General features: G+C 54.2%; 21 protein-coding genes and 2 pseudogenes. 10 read left to right on the top strand and 13 right to left on the bottom strand.

Going from position 1 to position 20,667, the window contains the following annotated elements; all coding sequences use genetic code 11:
- Positions 1 to 15: 15 nt before the first annotated feature.
- Positions 16 to 357, bottom strand: a complete 342-nt coding sequence (locus AC0L73_RS17615) for a phasin family protein (RefSeq protein WP_227951740.1) — start codon at positions 355 to 357, stop codon at positions 16 to 18.
- A gap of 226 nt (positions 358 to 583) precedes the next feature.
- Entirely contained in the window at positions 584 to 1,471 is an 888-nt protein-coding gene (locus tag AC0L73_RS17610) for a TauD/TfdA dioxygenase family protein (RefSeq protein ID WP_473654423.1), read from the bottom strand.
- A 251-nt stretch (positions 1,472 to 1,722) separates the two neighbouring features.
- Between AC0L73_RS17610 and AC0L73_RS17605 the strand changes: the two genes are divergently transcribed.
- From AC0L73_RS17605 to AC0L73_RS17590, 4 genes and pseudogenes are all read left to right on the top strand, one after another.
- Positions 1,723 to 2,121 carry a hypothetical protein gene (locus AC0L73_RS17605; protein ID WP_473654422.1) on the top strand — a complete coding sequence of 133 codons (399 nt, stop codon included), beginning with the start codon at positions 1,723 to 1,725 and terminating at the stop codon, positions 2,119 to 2,121.
- Between the two features lie 33 nt (positions 2,122 to 2,154).
- A complete protein-coding gene (locus AC0L73_RS17600; RefSeq protein WP_473654421.1) occupies positions 2,155 to 2,940 on the top strand; it encodes an MORN repeat-containing protein in 786 nt (261 codons plus the stop codon).
- Between the two features lie 124 nt (positions 2,941 to 3,064).
- Positions 3,065 to 4,052 (top strand): annotated as a pseudogene (gene dusA, locus AC0L73_RS17595) (tRNA dihydrouridine(20/20a) synthase DusA).
- A gap of 93 nt (positions 4,053 to 4,145) precedes the next feature.
- Complete coding sequence (locus AC0L73_RS17590; protein ID WP_227951736.1) at positions 4,146 to 4,919, top strand: thermonuclease family protein; 774 nt, start codon at positions 4,146 to 4,148, stop codon at positions 4,917 to 4,919.
- Between the two features lie 6 nt (positions 4,920 to 4,925).
- On the opposite strand, the gene AC0L73_RS17585 is transcribed toward AC0L73_RS17590, so the two are convergent.
- Entirely contained in the window at positions 4,926 to 5,318 is a 393-nt protein-coding gene (locus AC0L73_RS17585; RefSeq protein ID WP_227951735.1) for a DoxX family protein, read from the bottom strand.
- A gap of 103 nt (positions 5,319 to 5,421) precedes the next feature.
- Here AC0L73_RS17585 and AC0L73_RS17580 point away from each other — a divergent pair, with 103 nt between their 5' ends.
- Both AC0L73_RS17580 and AC0L73_RS17575 read left to right on the top strand, forming a co-directional pair.
- Positions 5,422 to 5,904 carry a LysR family transcriptional regulator gene (locus tag AC0L73_RS17580; protein WP_473654420.1) on the top strand — a complete coding sequence of 161 codons (483 nt, stop codon included), beginning with the start codon at positions 5,422 to 5,424 and terminating at the stop codon, positions 5,902 to 5,904.
- Positions 5,905 to 5,915: 11 nt separating this feature from the next.
- On the top strand, positions 5,916 to 6,314 hold the full coding sequence (locus AC0L73_RS17575) for a LysR substrate-binding domain-containing protein (protein ID WP_473654419.1): 399 nt from the start codon (positions 5,916 to 5,918) through the stop codon (positions 6,312 to 6,314).
- On the opposite strand, the gene AC0L73_RS17570 is transcribed toward AC0L73_RS17575, so the two are convergent.
- The 6 genes and pseudogenes from AC0L73_RS17570 to AC0L73_RS17545 form a co-directional block, all read right to left on the bottom strand.
- Entirely contained in the window at positions 6,311 to 6,889 is a 579-nt protein-coding gene (locus tag AC0L73_RS17570) for a peroxidase-related enzyme (RefSeq protein ID WP_227951733.1), read from the bottom strand. The genes AC0L73_RS17575 and AC0L73_RS17570 overlap by 4 nt on opposite strands.
- A gap of 35 nt (positions 6,890 to 6,924) precedes the next feature.
- Positions 6,925 to 7,998: pseudogene (aroC, locus tag AC0L73_RS17565) on the bottom strand (chorismate synthase).
- 24 nt (positions 7,999 to 8,022) lie between these two features.
- Entirely contained in the window at positions 8,023 to 8,832 is an 810-nt protein-coding gene (gene fabI, locus AC0L73_RS17560) for an enoyl-ACP reductase FabI (protein ID WP_227951731.1), read from the bottom strand.
- Positions 8,833 to 8,936: 104 nt separating this feature from the next.
- Complete coding sequence (locus AC0L73_RS17555; protein ID WP_473654418.1) at positions 8,937 to 9,836, bottom strand: DnaJ C-terminal domain-containing protein; 900 nt, start codon at positions 9,834 to 9,836, stop codon at positions 8,937 to 8,939.
- Positions 9,837 to 9,922: 86 nt separating this feature from the next.
- Entirely contained in the window at positions 9,923 to 11,296 is a 1,374-nt protein-coding gene (locus tag AC0L73_RS17550; protein WP_473654417.1) for a tetratricopeptide repeat protein, read from the bottom strand.
- A 63-nt stretch (positions 11,297 to 11,359) separates the two neighbouring features.
- On the bottom strand, positions 11,360 to 11,860 hold the full coding sequence (locus AC0L73_RS17545; protein WP_227951728.1) for an RT0821/Lpp0805 family surface protein: 501 nt from the start codon (positions 11,858 to 11,860) through the stop codon (positions 11,360 to 11,362).
- 222 nt (positions 11,861 to 12,082) lie between these two features.
- On the opposite strand from AC0L73_RS17545, the gene pdxH reads away from it, so the two are divergent.
- From pdxH to hemA, 4 genes are all read left to right on the top strand, one after another.
- Positions 12,083 to 12,673 carry a pyridoxamine 5'-phosphate oxidase gene (gene pdxH / locus AC0L73_RS17540; RefSeq protein WP_227951727.1) on the top strand — a complete coding sequence of 197 codons (591 nt, stop codon included), beginning with the start codon at positions 12,083 to 12,085 and terminating at the stop codon, positions 12,671 to 12,673.
- 48 nt (positions 12,674 to 12,721) lie between these two features.
- The gene (locus tag AC0L73_RS17535; RefSeq protein WP_227951726.1) at positions 12,722 to 13,654 is read left to right on the top strand and encodes a cation diffusion facilitator family transporter; all 933 of its coding nucleotides are present in this window, start codon (positions 12,722 to 12,724) and stop codon (positions 13,652 to 13,654) included.
- An 80-nt stretch (positions 13,655 to 13,734) separates the two neighbouring features.
- Positions 13,735 to 14,619, top strand: coding sequence for a universal stress protein (locus tag AC0L73_RS17530; RefSeq protein ID WP_227951725.1), 885 nt, complete (start codon positions 13,735 to 13,737; stop codon positions 14,617 to 14,619).
- A 154-nt stretch (positions 14,620 to 14,773) separates the two neighbouring features.
- Positions 14,774 to 15,988, top strand: a complete 1,215-nt coding sequence (hemA, locus tag AC0L73_RS17525) for a 5-aminolevulinate synthase (RefSeq protein ID WP_227951724.1) — start codon at positions 14,774 to 14,776, stop codon at positions 15,986 to 15,988.
- Here hemA and AC0L73_RS17520 read toward each other — a convergent pair whose 3' ends face one another.
- From AC0L73_RS17520 to AC0L73_RS17505, 4 genes are all read right to left on the bottom strand, one after another.
- Positions 15,989 to 16,813, bottom strand: a complete 825-nt coding sequence (locus AC0L73_RS17520; RefSeq protein ID WP_473654416.1) for an SDR family oxidoreductase — start codon at positions 16,811 to 16,813, stop codon at positions 15,989 to 15,991. It lies immediately after the preceding gene.
- Between the two features lie 36 nt (positions 16,814 to 16,849).
- Entirely contained in the window at positions 16,850 to 17,647 is a 798-nt protein-coding gene (locus AC0L73_RS17515) for an enoyl-CoA hydratase/isomerase family protein (protein WP_227951722.1), read from the bottom strand.
- A gap of 46 nt (positions 17,648 to 17,693) precedes the next feature.
- A complete protein-coding gene (locus AC0L73_RS17510; protein ID WP_227951721.1) occupies positions 17,694 to 18,749 on the bottom strand; it encodes an MBL fold metallo-hydrolase in 1,056 nt (351 codons plus the stop codon).
- 91 nt (positions 18,750 to 18,840) lie between these two features.
- On the bottom strand, positions 18,841 to 20,640 hold the full coding sequence (locus AC0L73_RS17505) for an acyl-CoA dehydrogenase (protein ID WP_473654415.1): 1,800 nt from the start codon (positions 20,638 to 20,640) through the stop codon (positions 18,841 to 18,843).
- Between the last annotated feature and the right edge of the window lie 27 nt (positions 20,641 to 20,667).

Here is a 20,667-nt window from a genome sequence, read left to right as displayed (position 1 = left end):
CAAGCGCGATAAGCGCTACTCTGGCATCGACTTGAATATTTCCGGCGCTTCGGCGGCCATATCCCTGTAGATGCGAGTTATTTCCCCCGCCTCATCCGTATATTGCTTGAATGCGGTCTGATAAAAACCAAGACAGACACCCATCATTTCCTGCGGCGATTTGCATTCCGCGAGCTTCTGAGGCATGTCCAAATCCTCTTTGAGCCGATTGCGGCCAAAATTCATGATTTCCTCATTGCAGGACATCATCATCTTGTAGAATTTCTGGTTCATCCCAGCCATTGCCTCAATATTGAAAGGAATGCCTATTGGCTGAAGGAATTCACCATTCATGGATTTATCGGATTTTTTGGTCATATGCCGCCTCCTGCTGTGATCAATTCAGATTATTCAATCTAACTGGCTACGCGACCAATTGCTTTGATTTAGGTCAAGAGAGAAGGAGATCAATCGCACAGTTATCTATTACAGAAAAATCTGGCGCGCTGAGGCAGACTACTATTTTAGAAGTAACGCCTGGATTGCCTGCCCGGCAAAATAGCCGGACAGACGAGATTCCATGGGCGTGAAATAACGCGCAGATTTACTGTGACAGGGCCATTTCAGTCGCAGGGTCGCCGGCGATGCGCGAATGCAGCATGATGCGCGGTTCGGAGAAATCCCATTCGCAGGCGCGGTGCATCAGGCAGCGGTTATCCCAGACGACAATATCCCCGGCGCTCCAGCGGTGCTGATAGATCCGCCGCTCGTCGGCCACCGCAAAATTGTTAAGCCGCGCGATCAGCTCCTCCGATTCCGCCTCCGTCAGGCCCGGAATGCCATAGGCATGACGTCCGACGGCCAGCGCCTTGCGCCCCGTTTCGGGGTGCGTCTTGACCAGCGGGCGAAGCGGCACCTCGCCCACATTCATGCCATAGCCAATATATTCGCTGTTTTCCTTCTTGGTCTCCTCCCCCACGGCCCGCTGGCTGTATTCGAGGGAGTGATAGGCCGAGAGCGTGCTGATCCGCGCCTTCGTCGCCTCATCGAGGGCATCATAGGCATCGCGCATATCGGCAAAGGCGGTATCGCCCTGCCGCTTCGGCACGACATGGGCGCTGAACACCGCGCCCTTCGCCTGGACCGGCATATAGGTGCTGTCCTGGTGCCAATGCATATTGCCGCGGATGATCTTCATCATGTCATCGTCCGGCGCATCGCGCAGGCTGCCGTCCGGCTTGACATTACTGATCTCGACGGCCTTTAGCTCCTCGATCAGATCGCCGAAGCGCCGCGCAAAGGCCACCTGTTCGGATTTTCCGAGCCCCTGCCCCGGAAAGATCAGCAGGCCATAGGTGAGCCACGTCTGGTAGAGATCGTCAAAGGTTGCCGCATCAATGCTGCGCAGATCGATCTCCCGCACCAGAGCGCCGAAGGACTTGTCCAGCGGTTTAACACTGAAGCCGGTGGTGGATTGAAGGGTTTGTCCCATTTTCTTCTCCTTTTTGCGAAGAAGTGTAGCGCCGATTGCGCGCGTTGGGCAAGGGTTATGAAAACAAGATAACCTTAATCTTCTCGGCATAAGATTTTTCAAAAGTACATTGCACTGAGCGAGCAAGCTATCCGGAACGGCATCTTAGTGGACTAGAAGTATTTTTACATATTGATAGAACTAGGTTTATAGTAAAATCAACATATGGTTTAATTTGTGCAGCATTCTAGTGGCATGGATACAGTAAAAAAATGAGCAGATATAAGAACGAGTTGCTGCGAAACGCAGAAAAAATTACAAATCTCCACCAGCGCAGTAAAGAAACTGTTCCGTTTCGCAGCGTGAATAACGAGAAGTTAAAAGAATGGGAAGAAGCATGCAGAACCTTTCATCAGGAATATGACAAGCTTGCATTCCCGGCTGGTCTCGAAGGGGCATATGAGCGTATCCTTGATGGAGATACGGACGCAATGGAAGCAGCGATTTGTTTTCTGGAATGCCGTCCCTATTTCTTCCGGTCCGGCTATATGTTTAAGGATATCCTGCGAATAGCAAATCGCGCTCCGCTAAGCCCGGATCAAAGAACGAGATACCAAAAAATGCGCACCGCTTTTGAAGCATATAAGGCGTCGCGAACCGCTACCAAATAAAGAATTCGTAAATATTCAAATCGGTCGTACCGAATGAACAAGTATTTTCCCACAAAGCTCAAATTAGTCATTTTCATTATCATGGTGTTTTTATCTGCCTGCCACTCAATACCTGATCAAAAAAAATCTACTTATGATTGGTTGCAAGTTGAGAATAAACCCGATTGCCTAGTCGCCTTTGTGCGCATTGGGTTTCCTGACCCCGAGGGAAATGAAAAAACTCAGTTTGCCTCAAAAAACAAAGCAACATGGTCCGGTGAATGCGTAAACGGAAAAGCACATGGACGGGGCCGAATTGAAAGGAAAGTCGACGTTGGGAGCAAATGGATCACCCTTGTTTACGAGGGAGATGTTCGTCAAGGAGTAAGCCATGGTGAGGGAACGGAAATTTGGCCTCACGGTGAAAAATATGTTGGCGACTTTGTTCATGGCCTTTGGACCGGTCATGGCGATTATAGCTCTCCTGACGGCACTCAATACTCGGGAGCCTGGCTATACGGCATGTACCACGGACCAGGCGAATTAACCCTTTCGGATGGCACTAAGCTATATTCAATTTGGATTGGCGGAAACCCGAACAAAGACTGGATCAAAATCACGATGCCGAATGGGGACCGATACGAAGGAAACTATGAGAAACGGCGGATTACCGGAAAAGGCGTGTTTTATTTTGCGAATGGTGATCAATGCTCAGCCGCATGGGAGAAAGGTAACATTGTCGGTGTTGGTTCTGGAACAAAAGACGGTCGGCGAATGAAATGTTTCGGGAAATTCGATCATGAACAACGTCGCAACAACATTTATTTTGAGGAATATTGACCTTGTATGTTTAGACTCGGTTATTCCATAGGTGAAGCAAATTTACTCCTTCTTGGAACTACTCCAACAATAATTCACTGTTTTCTTTTGGTTTTGCGCTCATATCCTTATATCTAAAGCGGGAATGAGAACCGAGGCCCATGTGACAAAACTAGACCGCACCATAAGTATTGCCCCGATGATGGACTGGACGGACCGGCATGACCGGTATTTCCTGCGCCTCATTTCCTCGCGCGCCCTTCTCTATACGGAGATGGTGACGACGGGGGCGATCATCCATGGGGATGCGGACCGGTTCCTGCGCTTTGATCCGGCGGAGCAGCCGCTTGCGCTCCAACTCGGTGGGAGTGAGCCGGACGCCCTCGCCCGCTGCGCGAAAATCGCCGAAGACTACGGCTATCAAGAGGTTAACCTCAATGTTGGCTGCCCCTCTGATAGAGTGCAGAACGGCCGTTTCGGTGCCTGCCTGATGGGGGAACCGGAGACGGTGGCGGCATGCGTTGCGGCAATGCAAGACGCGACCTCCCTCCCCGTCACGGTGAAAACGCGCATCGGCATCGACGATCTCGACAGCTATGACTATTTCAAGGGCTTTATCGAGCGGGTGGCGGAGACGGGCATCAAAACCTTTATCATCCATGCCCGCAAGGCCTGGCTCACGGGCCTGAGCCCGAAGGAGAACCGCACCATCCCGCCGCTCGATTATGACCGCGTCTACCGGTTGAAGCAGGACATGCCGGAGCTGGAAATCATCCTCAATGGCGGGATTTCCAGCCATGAGGAGATTGACGCCCATCTTCAGCAGGTGGATGGCGTGATGATCGGGCGGGAGGCCTATCAGAACCCGTATTTTCTCGCCGAGATCGACCGGCGCCACTACGGCGCCGATGACGAAAGCCCGGAGCGGCGCGAGGTGATCGATCAAATGCTCCCCTATGTGGCGCGGGAGATGAAGGCGGGCGTACCGCTCAACTCCATCACACGGCATATGCTCGGCCTCTTTCAGGGGCGACCCGGCGCGCGCGCACTGGCGGCGGCATATCTCGGAAAACGCCCATAAAAAGGGCGCTGAGATCAATATCCTTACAGACGCAGCCTCCAAAACACGCTAAACCGCAAAAAACACGCCGGGCTATTACCATTTCTTAATTTTTACGCTCCAAAATTGATCGGATTGCAAGAATTCCGTTCACAAGGAGCCCGGCTTGTCCGTCTTTCCCAAAACTAAGTTCCGCTCCCCCTGGGCGCGCGAGAATAAGCGGAAAGGCAGTCTTGTGCAGTTTGCATCAATCGGTGTTATCAGCGTTATTGCGGGAACGGCAATTGGCCTGATGCCGGATATGCCCTCTACCCAAAACCATTCATCCTATACCGGTGTGTTGAACGGCCCTGCCCATGTGGTTGATGGCGATACGATCCGGTTGGCCGGAGAGAGAATTCGTTTGAACGGGATTGATGCGCCGGAGTCGGATCAGACCTGCTTTAATGATCAAACGGAAAGCTATGCCTGCGGTACAGAGGCTGGCGCCTATCTCAAAAGCCTTGTCGGGTCACAATCCCTCCGATGCAAGGGAAAGGAAAGAGACAGATATGGCCGCTTGATTGCCACTTGCTATCTCAAAGATCGTGATCTCAACGCGGAAATGGTTCGTGCGGGCTGGGCCGTTGCATATCGCCGCTTTTCAACGAAATACGCCCCGGACGAAACGGCGGCAAAAACCGCCGGTCTCGGTCTCTGGCAGGGGAGTTTCCGCATGCCCTGGGCATGGCGGCGGGATCAAAGCGTTGCCACAGTGGTCGCGCATGAGGGTACCGACTGCAATATCAAAGGGAATATCAGCGAGAACGGCAGAATCTATCATATACCGGGTAGTCGGTGGTATAGCGCAACGCGGATCAATGAAAATAACGGGGAGCGCTGGTTCTGTTCCGAGCTTGAAGCGCTCGCCGCAGGCTGGCGCAGTCCCCGCCATGATTAAGCTTGTCTAAGCCTGTTTTGATCGCCGATCGAGGCTATAAGCACCCGCTCCATTGGCGACGAGAAATAAGAGCCCGCCTGCGATGGCAATATTCTTGGTAAACATGATCATCTGCATCTGGTCTTCTGGCTGGAGATGAAAGAGCAACCCTGACACCAGGGTAAATCCGGCGAGCAGGAAGGCCCAGATCCGCGTCTGCCAGCCCGCGAGAATGGCAAGACCGCCGCCAAGTTCCACAATAATCACGAGCGGGAGCAGAATGCCCGGCACACCAACAGATTCCATATATCCGGCTGTCCCGCTATAGCCGGTAATCTTGCCGAAACCGGCAGGGACGAACAGGACCGCGATAAAAATACGGCCAGCAAGGTCAAACAAAGGGTTCAGTTTCTCTAGCATTGTCATCAACTCCAGCATCAGTTAATAATTATTCGCAGAATATATGTCGGATTTATAGAATATAAATTGAATAATTTCGGCATATATTGTCTATAATTTAGACATGTTGACCACGACACTCACCCAATGGCAGGTTTTTAATGCCGTTATCGACCATGGCGGCTATCTTCAGGCGGCGGAGAAGCTGAACCGCAGTCATTCCTCTCTTCACCACGCGGTGCAAAAACTACAGGACCAACTCGGCGTCAGATTGCTCACCGTGGCGGGCAAAAAAGTTCAGCTCACCCCTATCGGAGAGGTGATGCGGCGGCGCTCCCAACGGCTGCTTAAGGATGCGGAGGAGCTGGAACAGCTTGCCAAAACCGCCCGCGCAGGCTGGGAGACGGAAATCACCACCGCAGTAGAGGGGATCTATCCGCCGGGGTTATTGGCTGACGTTCTCGCCCGGTTTCATGAACAGGGACAGGGCACCCGCCTAAAGGTTGACAGCGTTATCCTGAACGGCGCGGTGGAGGCTATTACCGGAGCCACCGCCGATCTGGTGGTCAGCCCGATTGTCCCACAGGGATTTCTGGGTTCCCCCTGATGGCTGTGAGAATGGCGCCTTATGCTCATAAACGCCATCCGCTTGTCACTAACAAGACCCCGGTCGAAACCGGTGAACTGCACCGCCATTTGCAGATTGTCATCAGCGACCGGACAGACCAGCAGCTACCGACGTCAATCGGTTGGCTGAAATCAGAGCAGCGCTGGACGGTGAGCGATTTTCATCAGGCACGGGATATTCTACAAGCGGGCCATGGCTTTTGCTGGCTTCCTGCCCATATGATCGACAAAGACATCAGCTATGGCGATCTCCGCCCTCTCAACACCCGCGACAAGCTGGAACTACTTGTGCCGCTCAACCTCGTTGTTCCTGCGCCGGAAAAACTCGGCCCCGCCGGTCGCCTCCTCGCCGATCTGTTCCGGAACGCAGCAGCCGTCACAACTATCTAGCGCGCCTGGGAGTGATATTCCTCGTTCGGCATCATGTCGATGGCCATGGCCATGCGATTGCTCATATTATAAAAAGAGACCGTCGCGGAGATATCCCAGATATCGCGATCGGTCCAGCCGGCATCACGCAATGCTTGCCGGTCGCTTTCCTCCATCTCGTTCGGGGTCTTGGTGAGCTTGTAGGCAAAATCAAGCATCGCGCGCTGGTTTGCGGGCAGTTCCGCCGCACGGTAGTTCATCACCATCAATTCCCCGAGGATCGGATCGCCCGAGAGTTCCCGAACCGCTGCGCCATGGGCCGTCAGGCAGTAAAAGCATTGATTGACAGAGGAAACCGCAACAGCAATCATTTCCCGCTCCAGCTTCGAGAGGCCAGACTCTCCCAGCATCAACTCCCCATACATATCTGAGAAAGCGCGGAGTTTCGCATTATCGAAGCTGTAGGCCGCCAATACGTTCGGCACCATGCCGAGTTTCTCGTCACATATCGCAAAATATTTCTGCGTTCCTTCGTCAAGCTCCTCGCGAGCCGGTACGGGAATTTTCAGGGCATGGACATATTTGGGCTGGGACATGAAGTCTCTCCTTTAAGATTATTGTTGTTTTTTATTTAGCCATTCTGGCCGCGATGACGCAAGAGATGGTCCGCAAGGACACAAGCCATCATGGCCTCCCCCACCGGGACACCGCGAATACCGACGCAGGGGTCATGGCGGCCTTTTGTCTGAATTTCCGTCTCATTCCCGTCGATATCAATCGTGTCGCGGGGTTTGAGGATTGATGACGTCGGCTTCACTGCGAACCGAACAACAATATCCTGACCTGTCGAAATCCCGCCAAGGATACCGCCCGCGTGATTACTGAGAAACCTTGGAAAGCCTTCATTACCGCTGCGCATTTCATCGGCATTGGTTTCCCCGGTGAGCGCGGCGGCAGAGAATCCATCGCCAATTTCCACCCCTTTCACCGCATTGATCGTCATCATCGCCATGGCAAGATCAGAGATCAAGTTTACCATATATCGGGGCACCAAGGCCTGCAGGCACGCCAGAGGCCACAACCTCAATCACCGCACCGACGGAGGAACCTGACTTTCGGATCGCATCGAGATAGTCCGTCCATTCGCCAACAATGCCGGGATCGGGCGACCAGAAAGGATTGTTATCAATCTCAGACATATCGGCGCGGGACCGGTCGATTACCTTGTCGCCGATCTGCGTAAGATAGCCCTTGATCCTGATGGTGTCGCCGAGAACTTTACGGGCAATACCACCCGCCGCGACCCGCGCCGCCGTCTCCCGCGCACTGGAGCGGCCACCACCGCGATAATCACGAATGCCGTATTTCGTCTGATAAGTGAAGTCTGCATGGCCCGGGCGGAACTTGCTTTTGATATCGCCATAATCCTTGGAGCGTTGATCGACATTCTCGATCACCAGGCTGATTGGCGTACCCGTCGTTTTCCCTTCAAACACACCCGAAAGGATTTTAACCGCGTCGGGCTCTTTCCGCTGGGTGGTGAAGCGCGACTGACCCGGTTTGCGCCGGTCCATCCAGTGCTGAAGCTCCGCCTCACTGACATCAATCAGCGGCGGACAGCCGTCAATCACGCAACCAAGCGCAGGGCCGTGGCTTTCCCCCAGGTCGTCACCCGGAACAGATGACCGAAACTATTGTGAGACATAAGGACTTCCGCCTGAAAACTTGTTTACTTGGTGATGTCGGGCGCGTCTTCCGCCTTCATGCCGACAACATGATACCCGGCATCCACATGATGTGTTTCCCCGGACACACCCGCACCGAGATCGCTCAGCAGATAGAGTGCAGATCCACCGACATCATCAATGGTGACATTGCGCTTGAGCGGCGAGTTATATTCGTTCCATTTCAGGATGTAGCGAAAATCTCCGATTCCACTTGCAGCCAGCGTCTTGATCGGCCCGGCGGAAAGCGCATTTACGCGAATATTGTCCTTGCCCATCTCAACGGCGAGATAGCGCACTGCCGCCTCCAGCCCCGCTTTGGCGACACCCATCACGTTATAATGTGGGATGACCCGCTCCGATCCGTAATAAGTCAGCGTCACCATGCTGCCACCCTCGCTCATAAGCTCAGAGGCGCGTTTGGCCAACGCAATAAATGAGAAGCAGGAAATCTCCATCGTCATGTTGAAATTGTCGCGTGTGGTATCGGAAAAATTGCCACGCAGCTGATTTTTGTCAGAGAAACCAATGGCATGAACGAAAAAATCGATCTTACCCCATTTCTCTTTCAGCGCCGCAAACACCGCATCCATCGAGGCATCATCCGTGACATCGCATTCCAGAACCGTGTCGGATCCTACACTCTCGGCGAGAGGAATTACCCGTTTTCCGAGCGCTTCGCCCTGGTAAGTGAACGCGATCTCTGCGCCATGTTCATGCAACGCCTGTGCAATACCCCACGCCAGCGAGTGGTTATTGGCGACCCCCATAATAAGGCCTCTTTTACCAGCCATCAAACCCTTGTGCTGCGTCATACGCGCCCCCTCATTACCCGTCTACAAAACTATAATTATTCTATCTTTTTATAGCGCTTATGAAGGGCAGTCAAAAGACTTATGCACGGCGCGGCCAATGACGGCTATTTCGCCTTCAGCTTGGAACGTGCGTCATAGGCATGTGTTTCCGCCCATTTCGTCACCCAGTCTTGCAATTCTTCGTCCTGCTCATCAGGCAAGACAACCTTCAGGCTGACCATCTGGTCCCCGCGCGAACCGCCCTTTGCGCCGACGATACCCTTGCCCTTCAGGCGTAACTTGGTACCTGTGTTTGAACCGGAGGGAACTTTCAGATTAACCGGCCCATCCACCGTCGGTACCTTGACCGAGGCCCCCAAAACCGCTTCAGGCAGGCTGATCGGCAATTCAATCAGGACATTCTGCCCGTCCCGACGGAAAAAACTGTGTGGCAGCACCGTGACATTGATCAGGATATCGCCTGCCGGACCGCCACCGGCCCCGGCTTCCCCTTGCCCGCGCAAGCGGATCTGCTGTCCGTCTGTAACACCTGCGGGAATAGCGACGTCCAATGTTCGTCCGCCATCCCCCATGGTCAGGCGTCGCTTACCCCCGAGGGCCGCCTCCATAAAGTCGATCTCGATGGCGAATTTTCGATCGCGGCCCTTTTCGGGCACACGCCCGCGAAAGCCGCCACCGCGTATATTACCAAAAATCTCAGAGAATATGTCCTCTGCGCCACCGCCGCCGAAACCACCTGCGGAGGAAGCCCGATGGCCGCCGCGAAAGCCGCCCATCTTCTCCTGCCCATGCTCGTCGATCTCGCCGCCATCATAGCGCGCGCGCAGCTTCTCATCGCCGAGGATATTATAGGCAGCGGAGATTTCCTTAAATTTCTCCTCTACCTTCGTATCCCCGGGGTTTGCGTCCGGATGGTGCTGCTTGGCGAGCTTGCGATAAGCGGATTTAATTTCCTGCTGGCTCGCGCCCTTAGAAACACCAAGAATACTGTATAAATTTTTCATCCGTTGCCATGCTGGACGCCAATGCGCCCCTGAAATCAATAAGTCGCTTTAAAATCAGTATATAAGAAATTTTTCTTAGGATTTAACTAATTCACCCGATCAATCTGTCTTTTTTCGAGATATGTCAAGCTGGGCTCCAGCTTAGCGAGTGCGGCAGCGGCCTCGCGTGAGCCGTTGTTCTTCGCCTTGTCCCACCAGAAGTAAGCACGCACCCGGTCTACTGGCAGCGCTACACCTGCATTAAACAGAGCGCCGAGCCGATATTGCGCCTCTGCATTGCCGTCTTCGGCCAGCGGCGCCCAGATGCTCAATGACTGCTGATATTGTTTCAGTGTATAGGCGAGATCTGCCATTTCCAGCTTTTCAGCCGCACTGAGGCCCGTTCCGGGCGGTACGGCCTGCACGGCAGGGATCGCTTTTACCGGCTTCGCTGTCACCGGCGCCGGAATAGCCGCAACCTCTACCGGCTTAACAGGGACCGCCGCAACAACTGGCTTATCGGCTGGTGTCGGAGTCACTTTAGGAACTACCGGAGGAACAGAAGCTTTCTTTTCCGTTACCGTCTCGGCGGGGGTTGCCGCCACAGTTTTTTCAGCGGGTGCCGTTGCCGATACATCGTCTGTCGTCTTGCGTCCCTGTGTCACAACGAGGGATTTAAGAGCTTCATAAAAGCCCTTTTTCTGAACCCCTTTTTCGGATGTTACGGCGGCCTTGTCCGCTTCTTCCTGTGTCACACTTTCCTGAGCGGCGAGCCCCTCGGCCACCTGCGTCACTTCTGTTTCATCTGCCTGCTCTTCATCTATTGCGGCCTTTTGAATCACCTCGCTCGACTTAGTTTCTGCAGTCGGTACGAGTTCCTGTGTTTCGACTGATGTGATCAACGGTCCGCCAGAGGCATTCGTATCGCCATCATCCGGCTGATTCTTGATGCGTGCGGCCAGTTCCGCCGCTTTCTTCTGGGCCTGCGGATGACCCGCCTTTGCGGCCAATGCAAACCAGCCAAGCGCCCGTTTGTCACTGCGTTCGACCCCAAGGCCGTTTTCCAGCAGCAAGGCGAGATTATACTGGGACACGACATGCCCTTGCTGCGCGGCGCGGGCAAACCAATTTGCAGCCTGGGCGTAGTCTTTCTCCACCCCCTCGCCTTCCAGATACATACCCGCGACATTGGCCTGCGCCCGGTCAAACCCGATGGTCGCCGCGCGTTTATACCAAGTCATTGCTTTGGCATAATCCTGTGCAGTGCCAAGACCGCGCCGATACATATGGCCGATATTCCGCATCGCCGCCGGATCGTTGTTCTTTGCCAGCGGTAGCCATTCATTGAACGCGGTTTTATAATCTCCGGCCTCATATGCCTCGACACCATCGTTGAAGTCTGCCCATACGGACGGGATTGCCCCCAAGGTGACAAACATCGCCGCCGTCAGGCCAACCGTGAATAGCTTAAAACGTCTCATTAAAATTGTTACCCGGCACGACTATCCCGCTCTATCAGAGAGGCCGTGCCCGCCTTCCACCCCTTAGTTCATAATCTGCCAGGAGCCATCAGGCTGCCGACAGGCTGTCCCATAGCCTTTTTCAAGCTTGCCGCCAACTTCAATCGTCTGCTGAAATTCCCGGCAGTAGCGACCATCCAGATGATTACCGTCGCGCACCGGTGTGATTGAGCCAGAATTGCCACTGTCCGGATTATTCCAGGAGATCGTCTGACCGATCGGCGCTGTTGTCGCCCGTTTCTCGGCGCGGTCAATCTGCGCCCGGTCCGCCGCGTCGAGAGTCTTACCGACCTCACTGCCGACCATCGCACCGGCCAACGTGCCAAGGCCAACGGCCACAAGCTGCCCCTTACCCTTGCCGAACATGGAGCCAAGCAACGCACCACCAATACCGCCAATTATGGCGCCACCGGTTGTTTTTGGGTTATTCTGGGCATCCGCGCAACCCGCAAGAGCAAGCGCCGACGCCATCGCCGTGACCATCAGTAGATTTGATTTCCGCATCATTGCAATCCTTGTCATCATAAAATCCAATCCTGACATACTATCAGGCAATCCCCGTTCCCACTATATAGGGATTGGGAACACATTTATAGTAACAGGCCCATCACAAATCATTTCAAATGCTTTCGCTTGGACCTATCTTAGTTTAAACGTCGCCGGTCGACAATTCCGTCGAGGCGGATTAAGTTTGGCAATGAAATGCGGCAAAGCAGTGGCATGCAGTGACATAACGAGTATCTGAAAATGACTGTGAAAAACATTACCGAACTCCTGAGTGAGTTTCAGGACTGGATGGCGGAAGCCGAAAAGAGTGAGCCCAACGACCCGACAGCCATGGCGCTTGCGACTGCCGATGCGGACGGTTATCCGTCTGTGCGCATGGTGCTGCTCAAGGGTGCGGATGAACGCGGCTTCGTCTTCTACACAAATTTCGGAAGCCAAAAAGGCCGCGAATTGCTTGCCAACCCGCGTGCAGGTCTTTGTTTTCACTGGAAATCCCTGCGCCGCAGCATACGCATTCAAGGCACCGTCGAAAAGGTTTCGAATGAAGAGGCAGATGCCTATTTTGACAGCCGGCCGCGCGATAGCCGGATCGGCGCCTGGGCCAGTCAGCAATCCCGCCCGATGGAAGGCCGCTTCACGCTTGAAGCAGAGGTTGCAAAATATGCGGCGAAATATGCAATTGGAGCGATCCCTCGGCCTGATTATTGGTCCGGCTTTCGCATCATCCCGGAGCGGATAGAGTTTTGGCGCGACCGGCCCTTCCGTTTGCATGAACGCCGCCGCTATGACAAGGGCGCCGGAGGTTGGACAGAGAGTGTCCTTTACCCGTAAGATAACCAGATACTCCGCGAAATCATTTACAATAGGATTAAGCCAACTGTGACAGCCGATCCAGACACCCAACTTCCACAGAAGGAAGAGACTGCAAACGGCTATTTGATGAAGCGCGCCACCTATGCCGCCGTGAGTGTTGCGCTGCTGCTGATCCTGATCAAGGCTTTTGCCTATTTCGCCACCAATTCCGTCGCCATGCTCTCGACGATGGTTGACTCCATTCTCGATCTTGCGGCCTCCGTCATAAATCTCTTCGCCGTGCGTCAGGCACTCGTGCCCGCTGATAGCGACCATCGCTTCGGCCATGGCAAGGCGGAGGCGCTTGCCGGGCTTTTCCAGTCAGCAATCATTACAGGGTCAGCGGTTTTTTTGCTGTTTCAAGGCGGAGAGAGGCTCCTTAACCCGAAGCCGGTTTACGCGGGAGACGTTGGCATTATTGTCATGGTGATTTCCATCGCGCTGACCATCGGCCTCGTCCTTTATCAGCGCCATGTAATCCGCAAGACCCGGTCTGTGGCGATTTCCGCCGATTCTCTGCATTATGTTGGCGATGTGCTTATCAATGGCGGCGTGATCCTCGCGCTGATACTCGACATCGTGTTCCACTGGCGCTATGCCGACGGATTGTTCGCCATCCTGATTGCGCTTGTCCTGATCTTCAGTGCCTGGAAGATTATCCGAACCTCCTTCGCTGATTTAATGGATGAAGAGCTGGGCGATGAAGAGCGGGAGAATATCAAGGCCACCGTCCTGAAACAGCCCGGCGTGCTTGGTATTCATGACCTGCGCACCCGCCGCTCCGGCCAGCAGCTGTTCATGCAGATGCATATCGACATGGACGGCAGCATCTCCTTGCGGGACGCGCATACCATTTCTGACGCTGTGGAGGCCCGGCTGATGGCCGAATATCCCGATGCTGAAGCTATTGTTCATCAAGACCCCCTTCATATCGAGACAGGCCGGGACGACGAGGATTAGCCGGAGATGCTGACAAAACCCTTTAGGATTTAGGGTCTTAGTGTTACATTTAAATGAAAACTCACAGGTTGAGGTATTCAATGCATTTTAAAAATATTCTCGTTCCCGTCTCCGGCGCAAACAACGACAGCGACGCAAAGGCACTTGAAAGCGCCTTCAATCTCGCAACGCGCTTCGGTGCCCATGTCAATGCGCTCCATATCAAGATTGACCCGCGGTCCGCCGCTGCCTTCGTTGGTGAGGGGATGACCTCCACCATGATCGAAAGCGTGATTGAAATGGCGGAAAAGGACGGCGAAGAACGACGCCATCGCGCGCGGGAACAATTCAAGGAAATTGCCGGCCGCATGGGCGTGCCGGTTATCCATGACATCTCTGACCGGCCAACCGCGGATGGCGCCTCTGCCCGCTTCGTTGAAAAGCAGGGGAATAGCGAAGATACAATTCATAGCTACGGTCGTTTGTTTGACCTGATTATTATCTGCAAGCAGGAAGGTGAGGAACAGATCAACAATTCCTTGCTGATTAATACGGCACTGCGAGAGACCGGGCGGCCTGTCCTGCTGCTGGATAAGGTACTGCCAAAAGATGTCGGCATGCGTGTCGCCTTTGCCTGGAACGGATCGGAGGAATCGGCCCGCGCCCTCTCCTACTCCTTGCCCTTCCTGCAGACCGCCGAAAAAGTCATGCTGATTTCCGCCGTTGATGATCTGGATGAAGACATTCACCCACTGGCCGTACAGCGCTATCTCACGATGTATGGGGTGCATGCGGATCGTTGCGAGATTACGGATTCAAACGGCAAATCAACGGCTGAATCAATCCTGACCGAAGCCAATAAATGTAACGCCGATCTTCTGGTGATGGGGGCCTACACCCGCAGCCGTCTGCGCCGGCTGTTTTTTGGCGCCGTAACAGAAGAAGTGTTGAATAACTGCCCCATTCCGGTCTTGATGGCCCACTAGGATCTAGGCGTTTGACGGAAGGGCGCGGTAAAGACTGATCACATGATCGCGACCAGAACCATGTTGCGACCTTTTGTCTCTTGTCACGGATCGGTCGGAAACTGTAATTAGAAATACATCAGTCGATGGACCACGCATAGTTTAAGGGCAGACGATGGATTACGAAAGCATGTTCGAGAAGGCGATTGCCGCTCTGAAAGACGAGAAACGCTATCGCGTCTTTACCGAGCTTGGCCGTCATGCCGGTGATTTCCCCCGCGCAACCCGTTATCTGGATGACGGCGGAACGCAGGACATTACCATCTGGTGCTCTAACGACTATCTCGGCATGGGCCAACATCCGGATGTACTGGACGCTATCAAGGATGCGACGGACCAGTTTGGCGCCGGCGCGGGCGGCACCCGAAATATTTCCGGCAACACCCGTTTGATCTGCGAGCTGGAGCGAGAGCTTGCTGATCTTCATGAGAAGGAAGCGGCGCTCGTTTTCACCTCCGGTTTTGTCTCCAACGATGCAACGCTCTCCACCCTTGGCAAACTACTGCCAGGCTGTGTGATCCTGTCCGATGAGCTCAACCACGCCTCCATGATTGATGGTGTGCGTCATTCGGGGTGCGAAAAACGGATATTCCGCCATAACGATGTACGCGATCTGGAAGATAAGCTTAAATCCATCGACCCGAACCGCCCCAAAGTTATCGCCTTTGAATCGGTTTATTCCATGGATGGCGATATCTCCCCGATAAAAGAAATCTGCGACCTTGCGGATAAATATAACGCGATGACCTATCTTGACGAAGTCCATGCGGTTGGCCTTTATGGTGCGCGTGGTGGTGGCGTGGCGGAGCGCGAGGGGCTGATGCACCGTCTTGATATTATTGAAGGCACACTCGGTAAAGCATTTGGCGTGGTCGGCGGTTTTATCACGGCAAGCCAGAATATCGTCGACGCCATTCGCTCCTACGCGTCAGGTTTTATCTTCACGACAACGCTCTCTCCGGTGATGTCTGCGGGTGCCCTTGCCAGTGTGCGGCACCTGAAATCAAGCCAGGCGGAGCGCGAACATCATCAGGAACGCGCCGCGACTCTCAAGAAGCTGTTCGCGGAAGCGGGCTTACCTGTCCTTCCCTCAGTCACCCATATTGTGCCGCTGATGGTTTATGACGCAGAACTATGCAAGCAGGCGAGCGATATGCTGCTTGATGATTATGGCATCTATATTCAGCCGATCAACTACCCGACCGTGCCGCGCGGACTGGAACGCTTGCGCATTACGCCAACACCGTTCCATGATGATGCGATGATGGCTGAACTCGTCGGAGCGTTGAAAGATGTCTGGAACCGGCTTGAGTTACGTCAGGCCGCCTGATCAGACAAAGAAATCGGGAAGCAAGTCTTTCTCTTCTACCCCTTCGAAGCGGTATTGCGCGAAATCCGTGACCCCGGCATCCGCCAGCAATTCATCGTCAATGCAGAAATTCCCGGTAAATTCCCGTGACGGCTTGGTCAGGATGATATGCGCCGCATCGGACATAATCGTGTCTTTGCGGCATTTATTGCGCACATCTGGCCCACCAATCAGATCCATTGCCGAAGTTGCGACCGCCGTGCGTGGCCAGAGAGCGTTAAAAGCAATGCCCGCCTTCCTGAACTCCTCCGCCATGCCAAGGACACAGAGGCTCATCCCGTATTTCGCCATGCTATAGGCCACATGGGGCGCGAACCAGTGCGCCTCGAAATTAAGCGGCGGGGACAGGTTGAGCACATGTGGGTTCTCGGCCTTTTTAAGGTAAGGAATTGCCTTCTGTGAACAGAGAAACGTTCCGCGGATATTAATCTGATGCATCAGGTCGTAGCGCTTCATCGGGGTTTCAAGCGTTCCGGTCAGGCTGATAGCGGAGGCATTATTGACGAGAATATCAATCCCGCCAAAGGTATCCACCGCCTGCTTCATTGCCGCCTCGACGATGTCTTCTTCCCGCACATCAACAACGAGGGGGAGCGCTTTTCCGCCCGCCGCCTCTATCTCCTCGGCGGCACTATAAATCGTGCCCTTCAGCTTGGCATGGGGTTCTGCGGTTTTGGCGGCGATGACGACATTTGCGCCATCTGCCGCGGCACGTTTACCGATGGCAAGTCCGATGCCCCGGCTCGCGCCTGTGATGAAAAGAGTCTTTCCCTTCAGATCCGCCATAACCGTCTCCCTGTTCCATGCGAGAACCGGAGCCCGTTAATTGCCTTTATAGACGGGCTTCCGCTTCTCTTTAAAGGCAGTTACTCCCTCGACCCAATCATTGCTGGACGCACAAAAGGCAAAGCCTTGCGCTTCGAGCGAGAGCTGTTCTTCCAGACTATTCCCGAGTGAGGCATTAAGCAACTGCTTCGTCCGACCGAGCGCGACCGTCGGGCCGTTAGCAAGCCGTTTGGCGAGCTTCGCGGTTTCCGCGCCCAACTCCTCGGTCGGGACCACGAAATTGATGAGGCCGAGATCCTTGGCCTCCGCCGCCTTGATCCGGTCGCCGAGCATGGCAATTTCCATCGCCTTCTTCAGCCCGACAATCCGGGGGAGCATGTAGGAGCCCGAGCCGTCCGGCGTCGTGCCAATCCCGATATAGGCAAGCGTGACAAAGGCGTCTTCCGAAGCAATAACCATATCGCAGGCCATCATTAGCGAAAGGCCGAAACCGGCCGCACCGCCCCGCACACTGGCGATAATCGGCTTCGGCATCCGTGTCATGGTAAAAATTGTCGGGTGCAGGGTATGGATACGCTTTTCAAATGCTTTACGGCGCTCTTCCGGGTCCATCTTCGCATATTCAGTGAAGGATTTCACATCTCCGCCCGCCTGGAAATGCTCCCCTTCACCGCGCAGGATAATACAACGAACGCTGTCATCATTCTCCATATCGACAAAGGCATCATACAAACCTGAACGCATTTCCATCGACAGGGCGTTGCGCGCCTCCGGTCGGTTCAGGGTAATTGTGGCAATGCCGTCTTTCTTTTCGACTAAAAGGTCTTTTGTCATCTCTTTGTTTCCTTTATTTTTTATTATTTTCTTGAGTTGTTATTGCTCAGGCAACCGCCTTGCGTTCGGCGCTTCTCTGGAATTTCCAGATTCCGTCGCTTCCCATGATCCTCTCCAACTTGCCCTCACCAACAAGATAATGACAATGGGCCAAGCCTTCTGCAATCCCAAGCCCCTTGTCTTTTTCGTCCAGCTCCCGATCGAATAGCACCGGTAGCAGATCGATTGCTGATTGCGGTGTATCACAGGCGATCAATAACCGGTTAAGCCGATCTTCATGGTGTGATTGATAAAAATCAAGCTGGTTATGAAGGCCGTAAAAAACATCATTATGGGCTGGAAGGACGAAGGTATCCTTCGGCAATTTCTTATATATTTCAATGGAATCGATGAATTTCTTCAACGGATTGGCGAGCGGCTCTGCGGGATAGACCCCGATATGCGGCGTAATGCGCGGCAACACCTGATCACCGGAGATCAATATCCCGTCCGCCTGCGAATAAAGGCAGGCATGTTCCGGCGAATGACCCTGCCCGACGATCACTTGCCAGTCCCGCTTGCCGATGGTGATGATATCGCCGTCGGCGATCCGGTTGAAACCCATGGGCACCTGTGACATGGCTTGGCGGAAATTATTAAAGCCCCGGTCACGGACTTTTTCCAGCATTTCCTCAGTAAAACCAACAGACCGATAAAAATCCACCACATAGTCCGGCGTTTCCTTCTGGGCCTCCAGATAAAGCATCCGTCCGAAGGTCCATTCACCGAACGTCATGGTCAGCGGAATATTCCATTTATAGGTGACCCAACCTGCCTGCCCCATATGGTCGGGATGAAAATGAGTGCAGATCATCCGGGTAATCGGTTTACCTTTGAGATACTTCGCATAAATACTGCGCCAATGGTCGCGGATATCGCCGGTATTCAGTCCAGAATCCACCATCGTCCAGCCGTCATCATCCTCGATCAGATAGAGGTTTATATAGTCAAGACCCGGGATCGGGATCGGCATCCGCACCCAGAGGATGCCGTCGCTCACTTCCAGAACCTCGCCGTCTCCGGGGCGGGTATCAAAGGGGTAGGTTATTTCACTATAAGTCATTAGTACTCGTCCTGATGGCAGCTGGGCAGAACGCCCGCCGCTCTTGTTATTCTATTTTACGTTTACGTTAACGTCAAATAAGCCCCCCTGATCAGGCAGAAAGCAAATCTTCATCAATCGCAAATAAAGTCTCTGGCCCTTCCGTCACGGGGCCGAGCAGCGCTGTGGCTGTCGGCAGGATCTGGCCCATGAAGAAACGAGCCGTAATGATTTTCGCCTTCAGGAAATCCGTATCCGCTGCACCGTCATTCAGTAGCGCCCGTGCCTTCAACGCCGAACGGCCGAGAAGATGCGCCCCCACCGTTGTTGCAAACATGCGAAGATAGGGCGTCGCACCGGCTGGCGCCGCGTGTGGATCATTCGGCGCGTTGGCATAGAGCCAGTCGGTTGCGTCCTTCAGTGCCGACACCGCGAGGTTAAGCTGTAGCGACATTCCTGCCATCTCATCGCCTACCTTGGCCAGCCCGGTCACCGTTTCCTGCATGTCAGCGAAGATTTCCTTCACCGGGTTTCCACCTTGCAGGCCGAGCTTGCGCCCTACCAGATCAAGCGCCTGAATGCCGTTCGTCCCCTCATAAATCGGCAGGATGCGGGCGTCGCGGTAATACTGGCCAACGCCGGTTTCCTCGATAAAGCCCATGCCGCCATGCACCTGAACGGCGGTGGAGGCCGTCTCCACGCCGAGATCTGTACACCAGGCCTTAGAGAGCGGGGTTAAAAGTTCAGCCATGCCCATGGCTTGTGCGCGTGCCATTTCATCCGGGCCGTGATGTGCCACATCAAGACAAGCACCATTCAGATATATCAGGCAGCGCATGGCCTCGATATTTGCGCGCATGGTCATCAACATCCGACGCACATCCGCATGATGAATAATCGGGGTCATCTCGCCTTTTGGCATACCCGGGGCCTGCCCCTGCTTGCGATCACGGGCGTATTCGACCGCCTGCTGATAGGCGCGTTCCGCGATGGCGAGACCCTGCACGCCAACACCGAGGCGGGCACTGTTCATCATGGTGAACATACAGGCCATGCCCTTGTTTTCAGCGCCGAGCAGATAACCGACGCAATTGCCGTTATCTCCGTAAGACATCACTGCCGTCGGGCTCGCATGGATGCCGATTTTTTCCTCAAGCGAGACGCATTTAAGATCGTTCCGCTCGCCAAGCGACCCATCCTCATTCACGAGATATTTCGGCACGATAAAGAGGGAGATGCCGCGCGTGCCTGCCGGGGCGCCCGGCGTACGGGCCAGCACCAGATGGATGATGTTCTCGCTCATCTCATGGTCGCCATAGGTGATGAAGATTTTCTGCCCCGAAATCCGCCAGCTTCCATCCTCCGCCGGTTCCGCCTTGGAACGAAGCGCGCCGACGTCAGATCCGGCCTGACTCTCGGTCAGGTTCATGGTGGCGGCCCATTCCCCGCTCACCAGCTTTTTGAGGTATTTATCCTGCTGCTCTTTCGTGCCATGGGCGATGATGCTCTCGATTGCGCCTTGAGTGAGCAGTGGGCAGAGCGCAAAGCCAAGGTTAGCCGCATTCCACATTTCCACCGTCGCCAGCGACACCGCGCTCGGCAGCCCGCCGCCGTCATATTGCTCAGGCGCGGAAATCCCGTTCCACCCACCTTCGACAAAACCGGCATAAGCTTCTTTCCAACCGTCGGGCGTGGTCACCACCCCGTCTTTCACATGGGACCCCTGCAGATCACCAGATTTATTGATCGGCGAAAGAACATTGCTGGCGAACTTTCCCGCCTCTTCCAGAACCGCATCAACAACATCCGATTCCGCATGCTCATAACCCTCCAGCTTTGAGAGAGCCGCAAGATCGGCGATATTATCCAGAACAAAGCGCATATCTTTAAGGGGGGCGCTATATTCAGCCATGGAGATACCTCTTATATAATGGTTATT

The sequence above is a fragment of the Sneathiella sp. D3-11 genome (genome assembly GCF_055809395.1).
The sequence above is the reverse complement of the archived record's forward strand: the minus strand, read 5'-3'. Positions and strand labels throughout refer to the sequence as shown.